Source organism: Asticcacaulis sp. DW145, from assembly GCF_037101385.1.
GTDB classification, from domain to species: domain Bacteria; phylum Pseudomonadota; class Alphaproteobacteria; order Caulobacterales; family Caulobacteraceae; genus Asticcacaulis; species Asticcacaulis currens.
This window is the reverse complement of sequence record NZ_AP029024.1, coordinates 1,596,125-1,611,561: the sequence shown is the minus strand read 5'-3', so window position 1 is coordinate 1,611,561 and position 15,437 is coordinate 1,596,125. Positions and strand designations below refer to the sequence as shown.

14 protein-coding genes are annotated in these 15,437 nt (G+C 61.4%); 9 read left to right on the top strand and 5 right to left on the bottom strand.

Annotation, left to right across the window (positions count from 1 at the left end):
* The first annotated feature begins 45 nt into the window (after positions 1-45).
* Both AACH73_RS07420 and clpB read left to right on the top strand, forming a co-directional pair.
* A complete protein-coding gene (locus tag AACH73_RS07420) occupies positions 46-393 on the top strand; it encodes a cupin domain-containing protein (protein WP_272741255.1) in 348 nt (115 codons plus the stop codon).
* Between the two features lie 129 nt (positions 394-522).
* Entirely contained in the window at positions 523-3,102 is a 2,580-nt protein-coding gene (gene clpB / locus AACH73_RS07415) for an ATP-dependent chaperone ClpB (protein ID WP_272741254.1), read from the top strand.
* Between the two features lie 95 nt (positions 3,103-3,197).
* Here the strand turns inward: clpB and AACH73_RS07410 are convergent, their stop codons facing one another.
* Positions 3,198-4,058 (bottom strand): methyltransferase, encoded by an 861-nt coding sequence (locus AACH73_RS07410; RefSeq protein ID WP_272741253.1) that lies wholly within the window; start codon positions 4,056-4,058, stop codon positions 3,198-3,200.
* 129 nt (positions 4,059-4,187) lie between these two features.
* On the opposite strand from AACH73_RS07410, the gene AACH73_RS07405 reads away from it, so the two are divergent.
* Positions 4,188-5,219, top strand: a complete 1,032-nt coding sequence (locus AACH73_RS07405; protein WP_272741252.1) for a polyprenyl synthetase family protein — start codon at positions 4,188-4,190, stop codon at positions 5,217-5,219.
* A 90-nt stretch (positions 5,220-5,309) separates the two neighbouring features.
* On the opposite strand, the gene AACH73_RS07400 is transcribed toward AACH73_RS07405, so the two are convergent.
* Complete coding sequence (locus AACH73_RS07400; RefSeq protein ID WP_272741251.1) at positions 5,310-6,071, bottom strand: SDR family oxidoreductase; 762 nt, start codon at positions 6,069-6,071, stop codon at positions 5,310-5,312.
* Positions 6,064-6,261: a hypothetical protein gene (locus tag AACH73_RS07395; protein WP_272741250.1), complete on the bottom strand. Its 198-nt coding sequence runs from the start codon at positions 6,259-6,261 to the stop codon at positions 6,064-6,066. The genes AACH73_RS07400 and AACH73_RS07395 overlap by 8 nt, the downstream gene beginning before the upstream one ends.
* 18 nt (positions 6,262-6,279) lie before the next feature.
* On the opposite strand from AACH73_RS07395, the gene AACH73_RS07390 reads away from it, so the two are divergent.
* On the top strand, positions 6,280-6,753 hold the full coding sequence (locus AACH73_RS07390) for an NUDIX domain-containing protein (protein ID WP_272741249.1): 474 nt from the start codon (positions 6,280-6,282) through the stop codon (positions 6,751-6,753).
* On the opposite strand, the gene AACH73_RS07385 is transcribed toward AACH73_RS07390, so the two are convergent.
* Positions 6,686-7,885 (bottom strand): acyltransferase, encoded by a 1,200-nt coding sequence (locus AACH73_RS07385; protein WP_338734469.1) that lies wholly within the window; start codon positions 7,883-7,885, stop codon positions 6,686-6,688. The two genes, AACH73_RS07390 and AACH73_RS07385, sit on opposite strands and share 68 nt — an antisense overlap.
* A 157-nt stretch (positions 7,886-8,042) precedes the next feature.
* Here AACH73_RS07385 and uvrC point away from each other — a divergent pair, with 157 nt between their 5' ends.
* From uvrC to AACH73_RS07365, 4 genes are all read left to right on the top strand, one after another.
* Positions 8,043-9,959, top strand: a complete 1,917-nt coding sequence (uvrC, locus tag AACH73_RS07380; protein ID WP_338735721.1) for an excinuclease ABC subunit UvrC — start codon at positions 8,043-8,045, stop codon at positions 9,957-9,959.
* 314 nt (positions 9,960-10,273) lie between these two features.
* Entirely contained in the window at positions 10,274-10,447 is a 174-nt protein-coding gene (locus AACH73_RS07375) for a YezD family protein (protein ID WP_272741247.1), read from the top strand.
* An 80-nt stretch (positions 10,448-10,527) separates the two neighbouring features.
* Positions 10,528-12,900: a TonB-dependent receptor gene (locus tag AACH73_RS07370; RefSeq protein WP_338734468.1), complete on the top strand. Its 2,373-nt coding sequence runs from the start codon at positions 10,528-10,530 to the stop codon at positions 12,898-12,900.
* Positions 12,901-12,978: 78 nt separating this feature from the next.
* Positions 12,979-14,013 (top strand): sulfate ABC transporter substrate-binding protein, encoded by a 1,035-nt coding sequence (locus tag AACH73_RS07365; protein WP_338734467.1) that lies wholly within the window; start codon positions 12,979-12,981, stop codon positions 14,011-14,013.
* Here the strand turns inward: AACH73_RS07365 and AACH73_RS07360 are convergent, their stop codons facing one another.
* Positions 14,014-14,325: a rhodanese-like domain-containing protein gene (locus tag AACH73_RS07360; RefSeq protein ID WP_272741244.1), complete on the bottom strand. Its 312-nt coding sequence runs from the start codon at positions 14,323-14,325 to the stop codon at positions 14,014-14,016. It lies immediately after the preceding gene.
* Between the two features lie 212 nt (positions 14,326-14,537).
* On the opposite strand from AACH73_RS07360, the gene AACH73_RS07355 reads away from it, so the two are divergent.
* A complete protein-coding gene (locus tag AACH73_RS07355) occupies positions 14,538-15,185 on the top strand; it encodes an OmpW family outer membrane protein (protein WP_272741243.1) in 648 nt (215 codons plus the stop codon).
* Positions 15,186-15,437 lie beyond the last annotated feature (252 nt).

Below are 15,437 nucleotides of genomic sequence, written 5' to 3'. Positions count from 1 at the left end.
CGGCTCCGATGTTTAATCGGGGCCGGTTTTGTTTCCGAGGTGTGCATGTCTTTGATTCTGTTCGATCGCAACGCCCTGCCTGAGCCCGAAACCGGTGCGCCGGCTGCGGAGCGCGTCGTGTCCGGTGATCCGCGCTTTCTGACGTGGAACCTCGACACCTCCGAGGATGAAAAGACATATGCCGGCTTCTGGCAGGCGACGCCGGGCGCGTGGCGCGTCGTTTATGACGAGTGGGAATATTGCGAAATCCTCGAAGGCGTCTCGATCCTGCACGAGGACGGCAAGGCCCCGCTGCGGCTGGAGGCCGGGACGCGCTTTGTCATTTCGCCGGGCTTCACAGGCGTGTGGGAAGTGGTGGAGACCACGCTGAAGACCTATGTGATCCGGCTTTAGCTGCGACAATAATTCCCCTGTGAATCCCCCTTGTGTGGCGCGAAGATCACACCATATCGGAGGAGATGAGCGGTTGCTTCCGTCGAAGGGCCGGTCACATCCATCCGCCTCTAAAGGGGAAGCCAGACGATGAATATCGAAAAATACTCTGAGAAAACTCAGAAACTTATCCAAAGCGCGCAGGCCATTGCCCAAAGCCGCAACCACCAGTATTTCACCCCGCTGCATCTGCTCAAAGCCCTGACCGAGGACCGCGAGTCCGTGGCGCGGCCTCTGATCGAGCGCGCGGGCGGACGCCCCGAAGCTTTTGTCGGCGCGGTCGACACGACGCTGAACAAGCTGCCGTCCGTCACCGGTGGCACGCAACAGCTTTACATGCACAATGATACCGCCAAGGCGTTCACCGAAGCGGAAAACGACGCCAACAAGGCGGGCGATGCCTTCGTCACCGCCGACCGTCTGCTGGTCGCCGCGCTGAACAACAGCGACGGGGCGGCCCTGCTTAAGGCGGCGGGCACGTCGCTGGGGGCGCTGAAAGACGCGCAGAAAGAGTTTCGCAAGGGCAAGCCCGCCAACTCCGCCAATGCCGAGGCCGGGTTCGACGCGTTGAACAAATATGCGCGTGACCTCACGCAGGCCGCGCTGGATGGCAAGATCGACCCGGTCATCGGACGCGACGAGGAAATCCGTCGTACCATTCAGGTGCTGGCCCGCCGCACCAAGAACAATCCCGTCCTGATCGGTGAGCCGGGCGTGGGTAAGACGGCCATTGTCGAAGGGCTGGCCCAGCGCATCGTCAATGGCGACGTGCCGGAGTCACTGAAAGACAAAAAGCTTTTGTCGCTCGACATGGGCGCGCTGATCGCCGGAGCCAAGTACCGCGGTGAGTTCGAGGAGCGGCTGAAGGCCGTGCTCAACGAAGTCACGCAGGCCGAAGGCCAGATCGTGCTGTTTATCGACGAAATGCACACCCTGGTCGGTGCCGGTAAGTCGGACGGGGCGATGGACGCTTCGAACCTGTTGAAACCCGCTCTGGCGCGCGGTGAACTGCACTGCGTGGGGGCGACCACGCTCGATGAATACCAGAAGCACGTCGAAAAGGACCCCGCTCTGGCCCGGCGCTTTCAGCCGGTCTTTGTGCAGGAACCGACGGTCGAAGACACTATCTCGATCCTGCGCGGCCTGAAAGAAAAGTACGAGGTCCACCACGGCGTCAAGATTTCCGACAGCGCCATCGTGGCGGCGGCCACCCTGTCGAACCGCTACATTGCAGACCGCTTCCTGCCTGACAAGGCCATCGACCTGATCGACGAGGCCGGTTCGCGCGTGCGCATGGCCGTCGATTCCAAGCCGGAAGAACTGGATGAACTGGACCGCCGCATCGTCCAGCTCAAGATCGAGCGCGAGGCCTTACAGAAGGAAAGCGATCAGGGCTCGAAAACGCGCCTGGAAAAGCTCAATGAGGAGCTGGGTGATCTGGAGGGCAAGTCGGCGCAACTGACTGCCCGCTGGCAGTCGGAAAAGGACAAGGTCGGGGCCGCTTCGCGCGCCCGCGAAGCGCTGGACCGCGCGCGTATTGAGCTTCAGTCGGCGCAGCGTTCGGGCGACCTGCAACGGGCGTCGGAAATCCTCTACGGCCAGATTCCGCAACTGGAAAAAAGGGTCACCGAGGCCGAAACCAAGTCGGAAGAGGCGCCGCTGACGCCGGAAGTCGTCGATTCGGCGCAGATCGCCCAAGTGGTGTCGCGCTGGACCGGTATTCCCGTGGACAAGATGCTGGAAGGCGAGCGCGACAAGCTGCTGCGCATGGAGGACGAACTGCGTAAGCGGGTCGTTGGTCAGGACGAGGCCCTTGAGGCCGTGTCCGATGCCGTGCGCCGGGCGCGGGCGGGCCTCAAAGACCCCAACCGTCCCATCGGCTCCTTTCTGTTTCTGGGGCCGACGGGCGTCGGCAAGACCGAGTTGAACAAGGCTTTGGCTGAATTCCTGTTTGATGATGAGACTGCCATCACGCGCCTCGACATGTCGGAATATATGGAAAAGCACGCGGTTTCGCGCATGATCGGCGCGCCTCCGGGCTATGTTGGCTATGACGAGGGCGGGGCGCTGACCGAGGCCGTGCGCCGCCGGCCCTATCAGGTCGTGTTGTTTGACGAGGTCGAAAAGGCGCATCCGGACGTGTTCAACGTCCTGCTTCAGGTGCTGGACGACGGCCGGCTGACGGACGGGCAGGGGCGTGTGGTCGATTTCCGCAACACCCTGATCGTCATGACCTCCAATCTGGGGTCGCAGTATCTCGTGAATATGGAAGACGGTCAGGACGTCGAAATGGTGCGCGGTCTGGTCATGGATGAGGTCAAGCGCCACTTCCGGCCGGAATTCCTCAACCGCATCGACGAAACCATCCTCTTCCACCGCCTCGGCCGGGGGCAGATGGGCAATATCGTGCGTATTCAGCTCAAGGGCCTGGAAAAGCTGCTGAAGGATCGTCAGATGACCCTCGCCATCGACGACGCGGCGCTCAACCACCTCGCCGAGCTGGGCTACGAGCCGGCCTATGGCGCCAGGCCTTTGAAGCGGGTAATCCAGAAGCAACTGGTCGATGCCATTGCTAAACGCATCCTTGTGGGTGAGTTTGCCGATGGCGACGTGATCAGCGTCAGCTTTGACGGCGATCATCTGGTGATCGGCAAGCCAACGGTGAACTGAGCAGGGCTCGCCCCTGCACCCGTTATTTGGAGCAGAAGGTCCCGCCGCGGTTCACGCGGCGGGGCTGTCTTACGTAGAATCAGGGCAGGGTTTTTCTACCACCCCAATTCCGCCTCACCGCGCAGGATCGCTTCGACCTCTGGTGTGTGTTTGCGCTCGCCTTCGTCGTGCAGGATCAGCGGCGGCAGGAGGCGCAGCTGCGCCTTGCCCAGCCGTTTGGCTCGCACCAGTATGCGCTTGGCCTCCTTATCGGCAAAAGGCTGAATGGGGCGGATGATAAACGACCCGCATTTCGGCAGGCCGCTTAAGATATCCGCAAGCCGGTCGGCGCGGTGGATGAACACAATCTCCCCGCCATCGACCACGGCGGCCTGCGCAAAGTCGAGCCACGCCTGAAGCCCGTCATCGGCGATCCACGCCGGGCGCTTTAACTCATGCGGGGCGCGCAGCGTTTCCGGGTCGTCGAAATAGGGCGGATTGCTCAGGACAAGGTCAAATCGCGGCAGGTCGAAAGCGCGGTAACCCATACCGATGTCGCCGTGAATCGCACGATGGTCACCGCCCGCCTGCGCCAGATTGACTTCGGTCAGGGCAAAGGTCGCCGCATCACGCTCTATTCCTATGGCGCGCACCTGCGGACAGCGCGCGCCCAGCGACAAAATGACGCCCCCCACGCCGCAACCTAACTCTAAAGCGCTCACGGCTACTTCGCTGCGCTCAGGCCTTCGCGAGAGCGGCGAAGGGTCGCCGGGGCCCGCTTGGGCCCTGTTGGAGGGCTGGGCTACGGGGGATGAGTGAGGCCTCTTTTCGTGAATGATACCCGCCGCCCCTGCCGCCAGCAGCGCCCCGTCCATGCCGATTCGATAGCCCTTCGCCGGTTGCCACAGCCGCACCCGACCGCCCAGCAGGGTCGTCGGCAGGGCATCGGCAGGGGGCGAGAAGGCGGTCTCTGGCAAGGGGTGTGTATCCGGGACTGTAGCAATTTTATCGGGATATAGCACAAACTCGCCGCGCGGGGCATGGACTAAGCCGTAAAGGAAGTTTAAGGGGTTTAACACTTTCCAAGTGTGCCGGAGTAGTGGGTTTTGGATACGGCCAATATCGAGAAAACGCACAAATCCCCCCCCGCTGAGACTGCGGGCAAGGCGGATGTCGAGGCGCTTGTGCGCCTGTGCGCCGACGACATGGCGGCGGTCAACGCGATCATTACCGAGCGTATGCAAAGCGACGTTGCGGTGATTCCGGCCCTGGCCGAACACCTGATCAGCGCCGGCGGCAAACGTTTGCGTCCGCTGCTGTGCGTGGCGGCGGCGCGTCTGGCCGGGACGACCAATATTCACCACCAAAAGCTGTCGGCGGCCGTCGAGTTTATCCATACGGCTACCCTTCTGCACGACGACGTGGTCGATTCCAGCCAGTTGCGCCGGGGCAAGGTCGCAGCCCACCTTATCTGGGGCGCACCGTCTTCGGTTCTGGTCGGTGACTTCCTGTTTGCGCGGGCCTTTGAGTTGATGGTGGAAACCGACTCGCTTCAGGCGCTGGGCATCCTGTCCAAGGCGTCGGGGGTTATCGCCGAAGGCGAAGTCCTGCAACTGATGAAGGCCTATGACGTCAATCTGACAGAAGAGACCTATATCGACATTATCTCGGCCAAGACCGCGGCTTTGTTTGCGGCGGCTTCGGAAAGTGGTGCCGTGGCGGCAGGGGCGTCCCCGGCGCGACAGCAGGCCCTGCGCGACTATGGTCTGAACCTCGGTCTGGCCTTTCAGATCCAGGACGATGCGCTCGACTACGGCGGTACGGCCCAGAGTCTTGGCAAGAATGCCGGTGACGACTTTGCCGAAGGCAAGGCGACCCTGCCATTGATTTTGGCCGTCAAGGCGACGCCGCAAGCCGCTGATTTCTGGCACCGCACCGTCTCGATGCGCGAGCAGACCGAGGGCGATCTGGCGCAGGCACAAGCCCTGATCGTCGAATCGGGAGCGATGACCCAGACGATGGAAACTGCCCGCCATTATGCGCAAAAGGCCAAGGACGCGCTGAAAGGCTTTGAGGCCTCGGACTGGCGCACAGCGCTGGAAGCGTTGACCGATTACAGCGTCGAACGCACGAAGTAAGCGCACAAGTTTACACCTCCCTGCCTATGGCGGGGAGAGGGCCATAACGCGCCAAGCGATAGCGCGAAGACCATCGGGGCTGGTGAGGCGTTACAGCCCTTCCATATCCGGTGTCTTCCAGCCCAGATGCTGGCCCGAATCGACGCAGATCATCTGGCCGGTCACCGAAGAGGCCTCGGCCAGAAACACCACGGCCTCGGCGATCTCTTCCGGTGTGACCCGCTTTCGCAGCAGGGTAGAGGCGGCCTCGGCCTCGAAATCGGCTTCGGTTTGGTGGATGGAGGGCAGGGTGGGGCCCGGCCCTACGGCATTGACGCGGATGCGCGGGGCCAGTTCCTGCGCCAGCGTGCGCGTAGCGTGCCACAGCCCAGCCTTTGACAGGCCGTAGGAGAAGAAGGGCGGGGAGGGTTTCAGCACCCGCTGGTCGATCAGATTAACAATGGCCGCCCGGTCGGGCAGAGCGTCCTGCGCCGCAAACCCCTGGGCCAGAAGCACCGGTGCCAGCAGATTGGTGTTCATATGCGCGTGCCACCGCTCGACCGTCAGTGTCCCGGCGCGATCATCGAAAAACACTGAGGCATTGTTGATCAGCAGGCTGAGAGGCCCCAGAGCGGCCACCGCCGCAGGGATCAGCGCCTTGACACTGTCGGCGTCCGACAGGTCCGCCTGAAGCGCTTCGGCGCGCACACCTGACGCGCGCAACTGCTCAACCAGAGCCAGAGCATCGCTGGCGGAGGTGCCGTAATGAACGCCGATATCATAGCCGCGTTGGGCGAGGGCAAAGGCCACAGCCCGACCGATGCGTTTGGCCGCACCGGTAACCAGAGCGACTTGGGGACGCGATTTAGTCAATACGGCCAAAATCGATGTAGTTGACGATCATGTAGAAGGCGATGAAGCCCGCAAAAATACCAATGGCCAGCATTTGAAACGCTCCGGTCGATCCTGTTTTCATCTGATTAAGCGCCTTGGGCGGGGAACTCAAGCCTTGTTGCGTCCGGGACGCTGAAAAAGCTCCGCGACGGGTTGCGGGCGCGAACATTTATATTATCTTTATCACATGGAAAACTGGAAGCGCCTTGTCGAGCCGTACACGCGGCCCCTGTTCTTTGCCCATTCGCGCATGACGCGGGGCAAGACCCTGGGCGTGCGCGGCCTTGTGGTCGAAGACGAGCGTCGCGTCCTTTTGATCGAGCACACCTATCTCGAAGGCTGGTGGCTGCCGGGCGGCGGTGTCGATGCGCTGGAAACCGCCGGAGACGCCGTGGTGCGCGAACTGCGCGAAGAGGCCGGCATTGTCCCTCTGGAAACGCCGCGCCTGCTGTCCATCCATTCCAATGAACGCTTCTTTCCCGGCGATCACGTGCTTCTGTATCGCATTGACCGGTTTGAGCGCGGGGAGATGACGTCGCAGGGCGAAATCAAGACAGTCGATTTTTTCGATATTGACGCCCTGCCGGCCAATATCAACGGAGGCTCTTTACGGCGGATACAGGAAGCTCTGCGCGGGGCGTCACCGGACCCGTTGTGGTAGGGGCGGGCTCGGCGGACAAATCGCCCGTCACGGCGTGAAGCTCCGGTTTGCGTGCGGTCCAGCGCCCAATCAGGCGACGCAACACATCGCGTGAAGGCTTTTCAAAGCCATAGTGGGCGAGCGCCCCCAGCGCCACCGTTACGCCAATGGCTGCCCCCAGCCAGTGCACCCGCTCCCCCGGCAGGGCCAGACCGAACTTCGGCAGGGTGCGGAAGGTACCGAACAGCACGACATCGTGGATCAGGTAGATGGCATAGGACCACACGCCGCTGAGATAGACCGGACGCCATGACAAGGCTTTGGCCACCGGGCCCTCGTCATCGGACAGGGCCATGATCAGGCCGGCAAACAGGCCGACCAGAATCAGGTCCGAAGGCCGCCACGCGATCAGCAGCAGCGATGCGACGACGAAGAGGATGGCTGTGCGCGACGGCACCATGGCCCGGAAGCGATAGGCGACCATGCCGACGAAGAAGCTGAGCAGACAGCGCAGCATCGTGCCGCTGGCGTAGGAAGCGGCGATATCGAGCGGGCCGGAGCGGCGCACGGTTTGGCCAAACCACAGCGGTCCGTGCGCGACTAGGGCCAGCAGGCCGAGGGCCAGTGCGGTCCACACAAGCGCGCGTTGCCAGGAGCCTTTGATCGCGCCGATCACCAGCAGCGGAAAGACCAGATAGGCCGCCCATTCCGTCGAGATCGACCATGACGGGCGCACGATGGAATTGGCCAGCCCCCAGGCTTGAGTCATGGTCAGGTTGGGCAAAAGGCCGTGCCAGACGTCTTCGTAATAATAGCGTTTGCCGAGAACGGTCGGGATCAGGGCGGCGGTAATCAGCGTCATCAGCGCAAACAGCGGCCAGACGCGCGCCACGCGCATCAGGATGAACTTGCGGAAGTTCGCCCATTGAAAGCCTGTGTCGAACAGCTTGCCATAGGTCATGGCCATGACGAAGCCGGACAGGACAAAGAACAGATCGACCGAAATATAGCCATGCCGCACATAGTGCTGCCAGGGATCGGGAAAGCGGAAATAGCCCGTGGCGTGATAGAGCACGACGAACAGGGCCGCGACGCCGCGCAGGCCGGTAAGGGCGCGGATTTCGGACGATCGGGCGGCAGGCGTGGCGGTCATGCGATCACGATTTTGTGTGCGGTGTCCCTCCATGACGCCATGCCTTGACGAAGGCAAGTCAATTCCTGTGGCGCACCTTTGCAATTGTGTCATTTAAGAAGAGAAGGTGGATGCGGATGTTCTTGCCCCGTTCCGGCCCTTCGCCTATATCGGGAGCATGTCCGACCTGCCGACCGATGCCTTAACCGAAACCCTGCCGACCGATGAGCCCCTGACGGGGGCGGCTCTGATCCTGCGTGAGGCGCGGCTGGCGGAAGACAAGCCTGGCGTCTATCGCATGATCGGCGAAAACGACGAGGTGCTCTATGTGGGTAAGGCCAAGTCGTTGAAAAAGCGCATCCTTCAGTATGCGCAGGGTCGCGTCCATGCCCAACGCATCGCGCGCATGGTCTATCTGACGCGGTCGATGGTGATTGTGCGCACCCAGACCGAGGGCGAGGCCCTGCTGCTGGAGGCGCGCCTGATCAAGGCGCTTAAGCCGCGCTATAATGTGCTGCTGCGCGACGATAAATCCTTTGCCGAGATACTTGTGCGCAAGGACCACGCGGCGGCGCAGATCACTAAGCACCGCGGGGCGCACGCCATTCAGGGCGAATATTTCGGCCCCTTCGCTTCGACTCAGGCGGTCAACCGCACGCTCGACACGCTGCAACGCGCCTTCCTACTGCGTACCTGCACCGACAGCGTCTATGCCTCGCGCACGCGGCCCTGCATGTTACATCAGATTCGCCGCTGTTCGGCGCCGTGCACGGGTGAAGTCAGCCTTGAGGATTACGGCGCACTGGTGGGACAGGCCGAGGCCTTTCTCAAAGGCCGCTCGCGCGTGGTCATCGACGACCTGACCAAGCGCATGATGAAGGCCTCAGACGATATGGATTTCGAGAAGGCGGCGCACCTGCGTGACCGGGTGCGGGCGCTCAACCACGTCTCCATGACGTCCTCCATCGGCATTGGTGAGGCCGAGGCCGACGTTTTTGCGGTGGTTAGCGAAGGTGGGGCGGCCTGTGTTCAGACTATCTTTTTCCGCGCGGGGCAGAACTGGGGCGACCGCGCCTACTTCCCCCGCGTGCCCGACAGCGGCGAAGAGGCCGACAGTGCCGAGGGCGAAATCCTCGACGCCTTTCTGGGGCAGTTCTATCAGGACCGCCCGGTGCCGAAGCTGATCCTTGTCTCTCACCCCTTGAGCGAGCCGGACCTGATGATGGAGGCCCTGTCACTGCGCGCCGGTCGTAAGGTCGAGATCCATTGCCCGCGCCGGGGCGAAAAGGCCGATGCCGTGGCCCATGCCCTCAACAACGCCAAGGCGGCCTTGGGGCGGCGTATGGCCGAACAGTCGGCGCAGACGCGCCTGTTGAGAGGCGTGGCGGAGGTGTTTGAGCTGCCCGCCCCGCCCAACCGCATTGAGGTTTACGACAACTCGCACCTTGGCGGCACGCACGCCGTTGGCGGCATGGTCGTCGCGGGGCCCGAAGGCTTTATGAAGGGGCAGTACCGTAAATTCACCATCCGCGACCTCGATAAGATGACGGCCGGTGACGACTACGCCATGATGCGCGAAGTGTTCCGTCGTCGGTTTTTGCGTCTGAAGAACCGCGCGGAAGATGCGACAGAGGAAGAAGGCTTTGGCCGTCCGGATCTGGTGCTGGTCGATGGCGGGCAGGGGCAGCTGGAGGCCGTTCTGGACGTGATGCGCGAACTCGGAATGGACGATATCCGCATTGTCGGCGTGGCCAAGGGGCCGGATCGCGACGCCGGGATGGAGCGCTTCTTTATGCCGGGGCGCGCCCCTTTCATGATGGAGCCCAAATCGCCGGTCCTGTACTATCTTCAGCGCCTGCGCGATGAGGCGCACCGCTATGCCATCGGAGCCAATCGCCAGAAGCGCGACGCCGCGATCACCAAAAATCCGCTGGATGAGATCGAAGGGATCGGTCCTCGTAAAAAGCGCGCCCTGCTGGCCGCCTTCGGGTCAGGCCGGGAGGTGGGCAAGGCGCGTATCGAAGACCTGCGCAAGGTGGAGGGCATCAATGAGGCCCTGGCTCAGCGCATCTACGACTTCTTCCATGGCGCCTGAGCGGAATTAAAACCGTTTTAAGTCGAATTTGGATTAGAATGGCTAAAGCCGGGCGAGATTGTGGCGGGCTTTTGAGGTGCCGCTTTTGGTAATCTGTGCGTGTGGATTCATCGTGGGCATTTGCAAGTGCTTAAAAATATCTGTTTAAATACAAATAAATAAATTCAATTCTCTCTTGCTTTTTGCGTGCATACGCCCCTCTGCGGGGGTGTTCGGACACAGGATCATTTCTAAACTCTGCCAGAATTCATTTGACGGAAACGGGGTTATAGACGACTTATTTGATGGTAATTATCGCCGCTGAGGTAAACACCATGAGCCCTCTGCATCACCTGACCGCGCCGCGCCCTCTCTCCGACGCGGAACAGCATATTCTGAATGCCATCAGCCAGATCCGTTATGGATCGGTCGAAGTGGTCATCCACGACTCGCGTATCGTTCAGATCGAAAAAAGCGAAAAGGTCCGTTTCGAGACCCGCCGCGATTAGTCCGCTTAAACAAAAGAAAAGCACCGCGCCCTGACCGGACCGACCGGAAGCGTCGCCTTTCACACACGAAGGTTTCCTCCATGTCTATCTCCCCCTCCGCTGCACAGGCGGGGAAGGTCGCGCTTGCCCTTCTGGCTGGTGTGACTTCGCTCGCCCTGACTGTACCGGCTTTTGCCGCTGATGATGAGGCCCCCGCTGCTGCCGACCGGAGCAAGGCCGAAGTCACTGACGTCTATGTCACCGCCCGCCGCAAAAGCGAAAACCTGCAAAAGGTGCCGATCGCCGTCTCGGCCATCTCCGGTGAGCAACTTGAATCCGCCGGCATCTACAATGTAGAGAACCTGCAAAAGGTTCAGCCGAGCCTGCAATTCATCTCGTCCAACCCACGCAATACGGCGACGACCATTCGCGGTCTGGGGTCGGGCATTGGCCTCACCAATGACGGGCTTGAGCAGGGTGTCGGCATCTATGTCGATGAAGTCTTTTATGCCCGCCCCGGCTCGGCCGTTGTCGATCTGATCGACATTGAGCGCGTCGAAATCCTGCGCGGCCCGCAAGGCACCTTGTTTGGTAAGAACACCACTGCCGGCGCCCTCAACATCACCACCCGCGCCCCCAGCTTCACGCCGGAAGGCCGTGTCGAGGCCAGCGTCGGTGACTATGGCTTTCTGCAAACCAAGGTCAGCCTGTCGGGTCCGCTCAGCGACACGGTGGCGGTGCGAGTCGCCTTTGGCGGCACCAAGCGCGATGGCCTGTTCAAGAACACCTATCTGAACGTCAAGCAGAACGATCTGAACAGTCAGGTCCTGCGCGCCCAGTTGCTGTGGAAGCCGTCGGATAAGCTGAATGTGCGCCTGTCTTACGACTTTGCCTATCAGGACCCGGAAGCCAATACCCAGACCTTCGTGCGCTATGGCGCGTCGCTGCGGGCCGCCAATCGTCAGTTTCCGGCCCTGGCCGCGGCGCTCAACTACGCGCCGCCGTCCACCAACCCCTATGACCGGCTGGTCGATGTCAATTCGCCGCTGGAAGCCAAGCAGGTGATCAATGGCCTGTCGGGCACGGTCAACTGGGACCTGGGCGATGTCACCCTGACCTCGATCACGGCCTATCGTGACTGGGACTGGACGCCGCAGAACGACCGCGACTACACCTCTCTGTCGATCCGTACCAAGTCCAACAACTATTCCGAACAGCAGCAAATCTCTCAGGAAGTCCGTCTGGCCTCCAATGGCGATCGCAAGGTCAACTGGGTGGTCGGGGCCTATGGCTTCAATCAGCGCGTCGAAACCAATGGCGTGGAACAGTGGGGCAAGGACGGTGCCTTCTGGCTGATCGGCACCAGTGTGCCCTCGAACCTGATCGACGGCATGACCTCCAACACCCACGTGGTAACCAAGGTGCGCTCCTATGCCCTGTTCGGGCAACTGACTTGGAATGTGACGGACCGTTTCCGTATCACGCCGGGCCTGCGCTACACCTATGAGGAAAAGGACGGCAGCTTCCGCCAGATCGTCACCGGCGGACTGGCGACCACAGTTCCGGCCCAGATCACGGCCAAGAACAATATCGCCCCGACCTATGCCTATACGGCCGATTATCAGGACGACAGCCCGTCGGGTCAGATCAACTTCGCCTATGACCTGACGCCCACCGTGCTGGGCTATGTCAACCTGTCGAAGGGCTATAAGTCGGGCGGTATCAATGCCGCTGGTGTGCCGGTCGATGCCAACTTCCAGCCCTTCACCGCCTCCATCGTCGTCAAGCCGGAAGAGGTGGAGACCATCGAGGCGGGCCTGAAGACGCAGTTCTGGGACAAGCGCGCCACGGTCAATGTCGCGGTCTACAGCACCGACGTCAAAGATTATCAGGCGACGGTGGTGGACGGTAATCTGGGGGCCATTCGTCCCTACCTCGCCAATATCGAGAAGGTCGAGGTGCGCGGCGTCGAACTGGACGGCAAGTTCCGTCCGACGGATAATTTGCTGATCTATGGCTCGGTGAGCTATACCGATGGCAAGTACGCCTCGTTCAGGAACGGTCCGGCCCCTCTGGAGCTGCAAACCTCCAGTTCCTCCGTTGCCGACCTCAGCGGCAAGGACCTGCCGGGCCTGTCCAAATGGGCGGGGTCTGTCGGCTGGGAATATAACCACCCGGCGACCATCGGCAAGCTGAGCGGCGATGCCTATTTCAGCGGCGATGTCTCCTACCGCTCGGACTGGAACTCCGATCCGTCGGTATCGAAATATACGGTCGTCGAGGCTTCGACCATTGCCAACTTCCGCGTCGGCTACCGCGCCAGCGGCGGCACCGAGGTCTTCCTGTGGGCCAAGAACGCCTTCAACGAAGAGTATCTTCAATTCCTCAGCCTTCAGGCCGGGAACTCCGGCGCCATCTATGGCCAGCCCGGCGACCCGCGCAGCTTCGGCGTCACTGTGCGTAAAGCGTTCTGATCAGCGCACTGAGCCTGATCAGATCAAAGACCTGACAGTCGGGCGTCTGCGCACCTGTGCAGACGCCCTCTTCACTGGATGACTTTCATGACCACACCTGTCCTTGACCGCCGCCACCTTCTGACCAGCGCCACCGCTCTGACCTTGCTGTCGGCCTGTACACCCGCGCCGGCGGCGAAAAAGCCGGCTCTCGAACTGCTTAACGTCTCCTATGATCCGACACGGGAATTCTACGAAGAGTTCAACGGGCTGTTCGCCAAACACTGGCAAGAGAAGACCGGGCAAGAGGTCGTGATCCGTCAGTCACACGGTGGGTCCGGCAAACAGGCGCGCGCGGTGATCGACGGTCTTGAGGCCGATGTGGTGACGCTGGCCTTGTCGGCCGACATCGACCGCCTCGCCAAGGCGGGCCTGACTGATCCCAACTGGCAGGCCCGGCTGCCGCATGAGTCGGCCCCTTATACCTCGACGATTGTGTTTCTGGTGCGCAAGGGGAACCCGAAAGGCCTCAGGGACTGGGGTGATCTGATCCGCCCCGGTGTGGAGGTCATTACCCCCAATCCCAAGACCGGCGGCGGCGCGCGCTGGAACTATCTGGCGGCCTGGGCGTGGGCGCTCAAAACACGCGGCGGCGAAGCGGGTGCCGAAGAGTTTATTCGCCAGCTCTATGCTCATGTCCCCGTGCTCGATACCGGCGCCCGCGGATCGACCACGACCTTTGTCCAGCGCGGGCTCGGCGATGTTCTTCTTACCTGGGAGAACGAAGCCCATCTGGCGGTGAAGGAATTAGGCGCAGGAGACGCGCTGGAGATCGTGACCCCGCCGACCTCGATCCTGACCGAACCGCCGGTGGCCTGGCTCGACAAGGTGGTCGCCAAACGCGGCACGGCTGAGGTGGCCAAAGCCTATCTGGAGTATCTCTATAGCCCGCCCGCGCAGGACCTTGTCGGCAAATATTATTACCGTCCGCTGGAGGCGGCCGCAGCAACCAAATATGCGGCACAGTTCCCGTCGATAGAACTGACCACCATCCGCGATCTTGGCGGCTGGCCCGCGGTTCAGGCCCGACACTTCGACGACGGGGGCCTTTTCGACAGTCTCACCTCTAAATAATCAGCCTTCCACCGGCAGGCCCGCAGCGATCCAGCCATTGATGCCGGGTGCGAGATGCGCGTCGGTAGTGAGACCGAACGCCTGCGCGGCTTCAATGGCGCGCAGCGAACGCACACCCCCGGCGCACATGAAGATGATCTCCTTGCCGTCCTGTGGCAGTTCGGCCGGATGAAAGGTGGACAGGGGCAGGTTAAGGCTGCCGGCGACGCGCACGCGCTCATACTCATACACCTCGCGCACATCAATCAGGTGGATCGCACCGCTGTCGAGGGCGGCCTGAACTTCGGCGGGTGTGAGATTGCGAACGGACATGCCTTTACCTTTCAGAGCGGCTACGTTCCGGTCATACAATCCTTGTGCCGCCGCCGCAATCATTGAGTATCCATGAAATAAATGTGGTTATTTGTCGCGCGACGACCGGTCCCTGAGGCAGGCTGACGCGCGGCGTAATGCGCAGGTCACAGCCGTGCGGCGGGCGGTTAAACCCAACTTCGAAGCGAAACGCACGAAGAGGAGTATTCGCCATGAAAATCGCTTATCTGATCGGTGCCAGCCTTCTGGTTATGGGCCTTGCCAATGGCGCTTCGGCGCAGGAGTTCAAACCCAAGGCCAAGGGGCAGTTCATCGTCACCACCCGCATCACCAGCGTCGCCCCGGACGAAAAGGGCGACATCAAGACAGCCGCAGGCGTCGATAGCGGTCTGGATGTCAAGGTCAAGGACGACACCATCCCCAGCCTCGGCTTCACCTACTTCTTTACCGACCATATCGCCGTTGAGGCCATTCTGGGTACGTCCAAGCACGAAGTGCGCGCCGTTGGTGGCACGACCGATGTGAAGGTGCATACGACGCGCGTCCTGCCGCCGGTCATCGCCGCCCAGTACCACTTTAACCCCAAGGGCCGCGTCAGCCCCTATGTGGGGGCGGGCGTCAACGCCATGATCTTCTACAACAGCAAGGACTATAACGGCTTCAAGGTGAAGCTGGATGATGGTCTGGGCTATGCGCTTCAGGGCGGCGTCGATATCGCCCTGAAGGGTAACTGGGCACTCAACGCCGACGTGAAAAAGGTATGGTTCAACACCGATGCCAAGATCAATGACGGCGCGCTGAAGTCCAAGGTCGATCTGAACCCGGTCGTCGCTTCGGTCGGTCTGGCCTACCGTTTCTAGAATCTGGGACGCGGGGTCCGGTCTCCTCGGAGCGCGCCCCGTGCTTCAGATAGCGGCGGACAGCCTTGCGGGTTGTGCTGTCCGCCGTTATTTTCGTAAGCGTAGTAAAAAAAGCGACATCGTTCTCTGTGAACGGTGTCGTTTTTTATGGGCTGCGTCGGACGCGCGGGCTGCAATCGATACCGCGCGCAAACTATCTGGTAGCGCTATCATTACCCCCTTTCCAAGCCCCGGTATATCGGTTATGCAAGT

Excerpts from the sequence above, each read along its gene's own strand:
- AACH73_RS07420 (WP_272741255.1), top strand. The coding sequence starts at position 46 with ATGTCTTTGATTCTGTTCGATCGCAACGCCCTGCCTGAGCCCGAAACC.
- clpB (WP_272741254.1), top strand. The coding sequence starts at position 523 with ATGAATATCGAAAAATACTCTGAGAAAACTCAGAAACTTATCCAAAGC.
- AACH73_RS07395 (WP_272741250.1), bottom strand. The coding sequence starts at position 6,261 with ATGTTCGCGCCCGCAACCCGTCGCGGAGCTTTTTCAGCGTCCCGGACG.
- AACH73_RS07390 (WP_272741249.1), top strand. The coding sequence starts at position 6,280 with ATGGAAAACTGGAAGCGCCTTGTCGAGCCGTACACGCGGCCCCTGTTC.
- AACH73_RS07385 (WP_338734469.1), bottom strand. The coding sequence starts at position 7,885 with ATGACCGCCACGCCTGCCGCCCGATCGTCCGAAATCCGCGCCCTTACC.
- uvrC (WP_338735721.1), top strand. The coding sequence starts at position 8,043 with ATGTCCGACCTGCCGACCGATGCCTTAACCGAAACCCTGCCGACCGAT.
- AACH73_RS07375 (WP_272741247.1), top strand. The coding sequence starts at position 10,274 with ATGAGCCCTCTGCATCACCTGACCGCGCCGCGCCCTCTCTCCGACGCG.
- AACH73_RS07370 (WP_338734468.1), top strand. The coding sequence starts at position 10,528 with ATGTCTATCTCCCCCTCCGCTGCACAGGCGGGGAAGGTCGCGCTTGCC.
- AACH73_RS07365 (WP_338734467.1), top strand. The coding sequence starts at position 12,979 with ATGACTTTCATGACCACACCTGTCCTTGACCGCCGCCACCTTCTGACC.
- AACH73_RS07360 (WP_272741244.1), bottom strand. The coding sequence starts at position 14,325 with ATGTCCGTTCGCAATCTCACACCCGCCGAAGTTCAGGCCGCCCTCGAC.
- AACH73_RS07355 (WP_272741243.1), top strand. The coding sequence starts at position 14,538 with ATGAAAATCGCTTATCTGATCGGTGCCAGCCTTCTGGTTATGGGCCTT.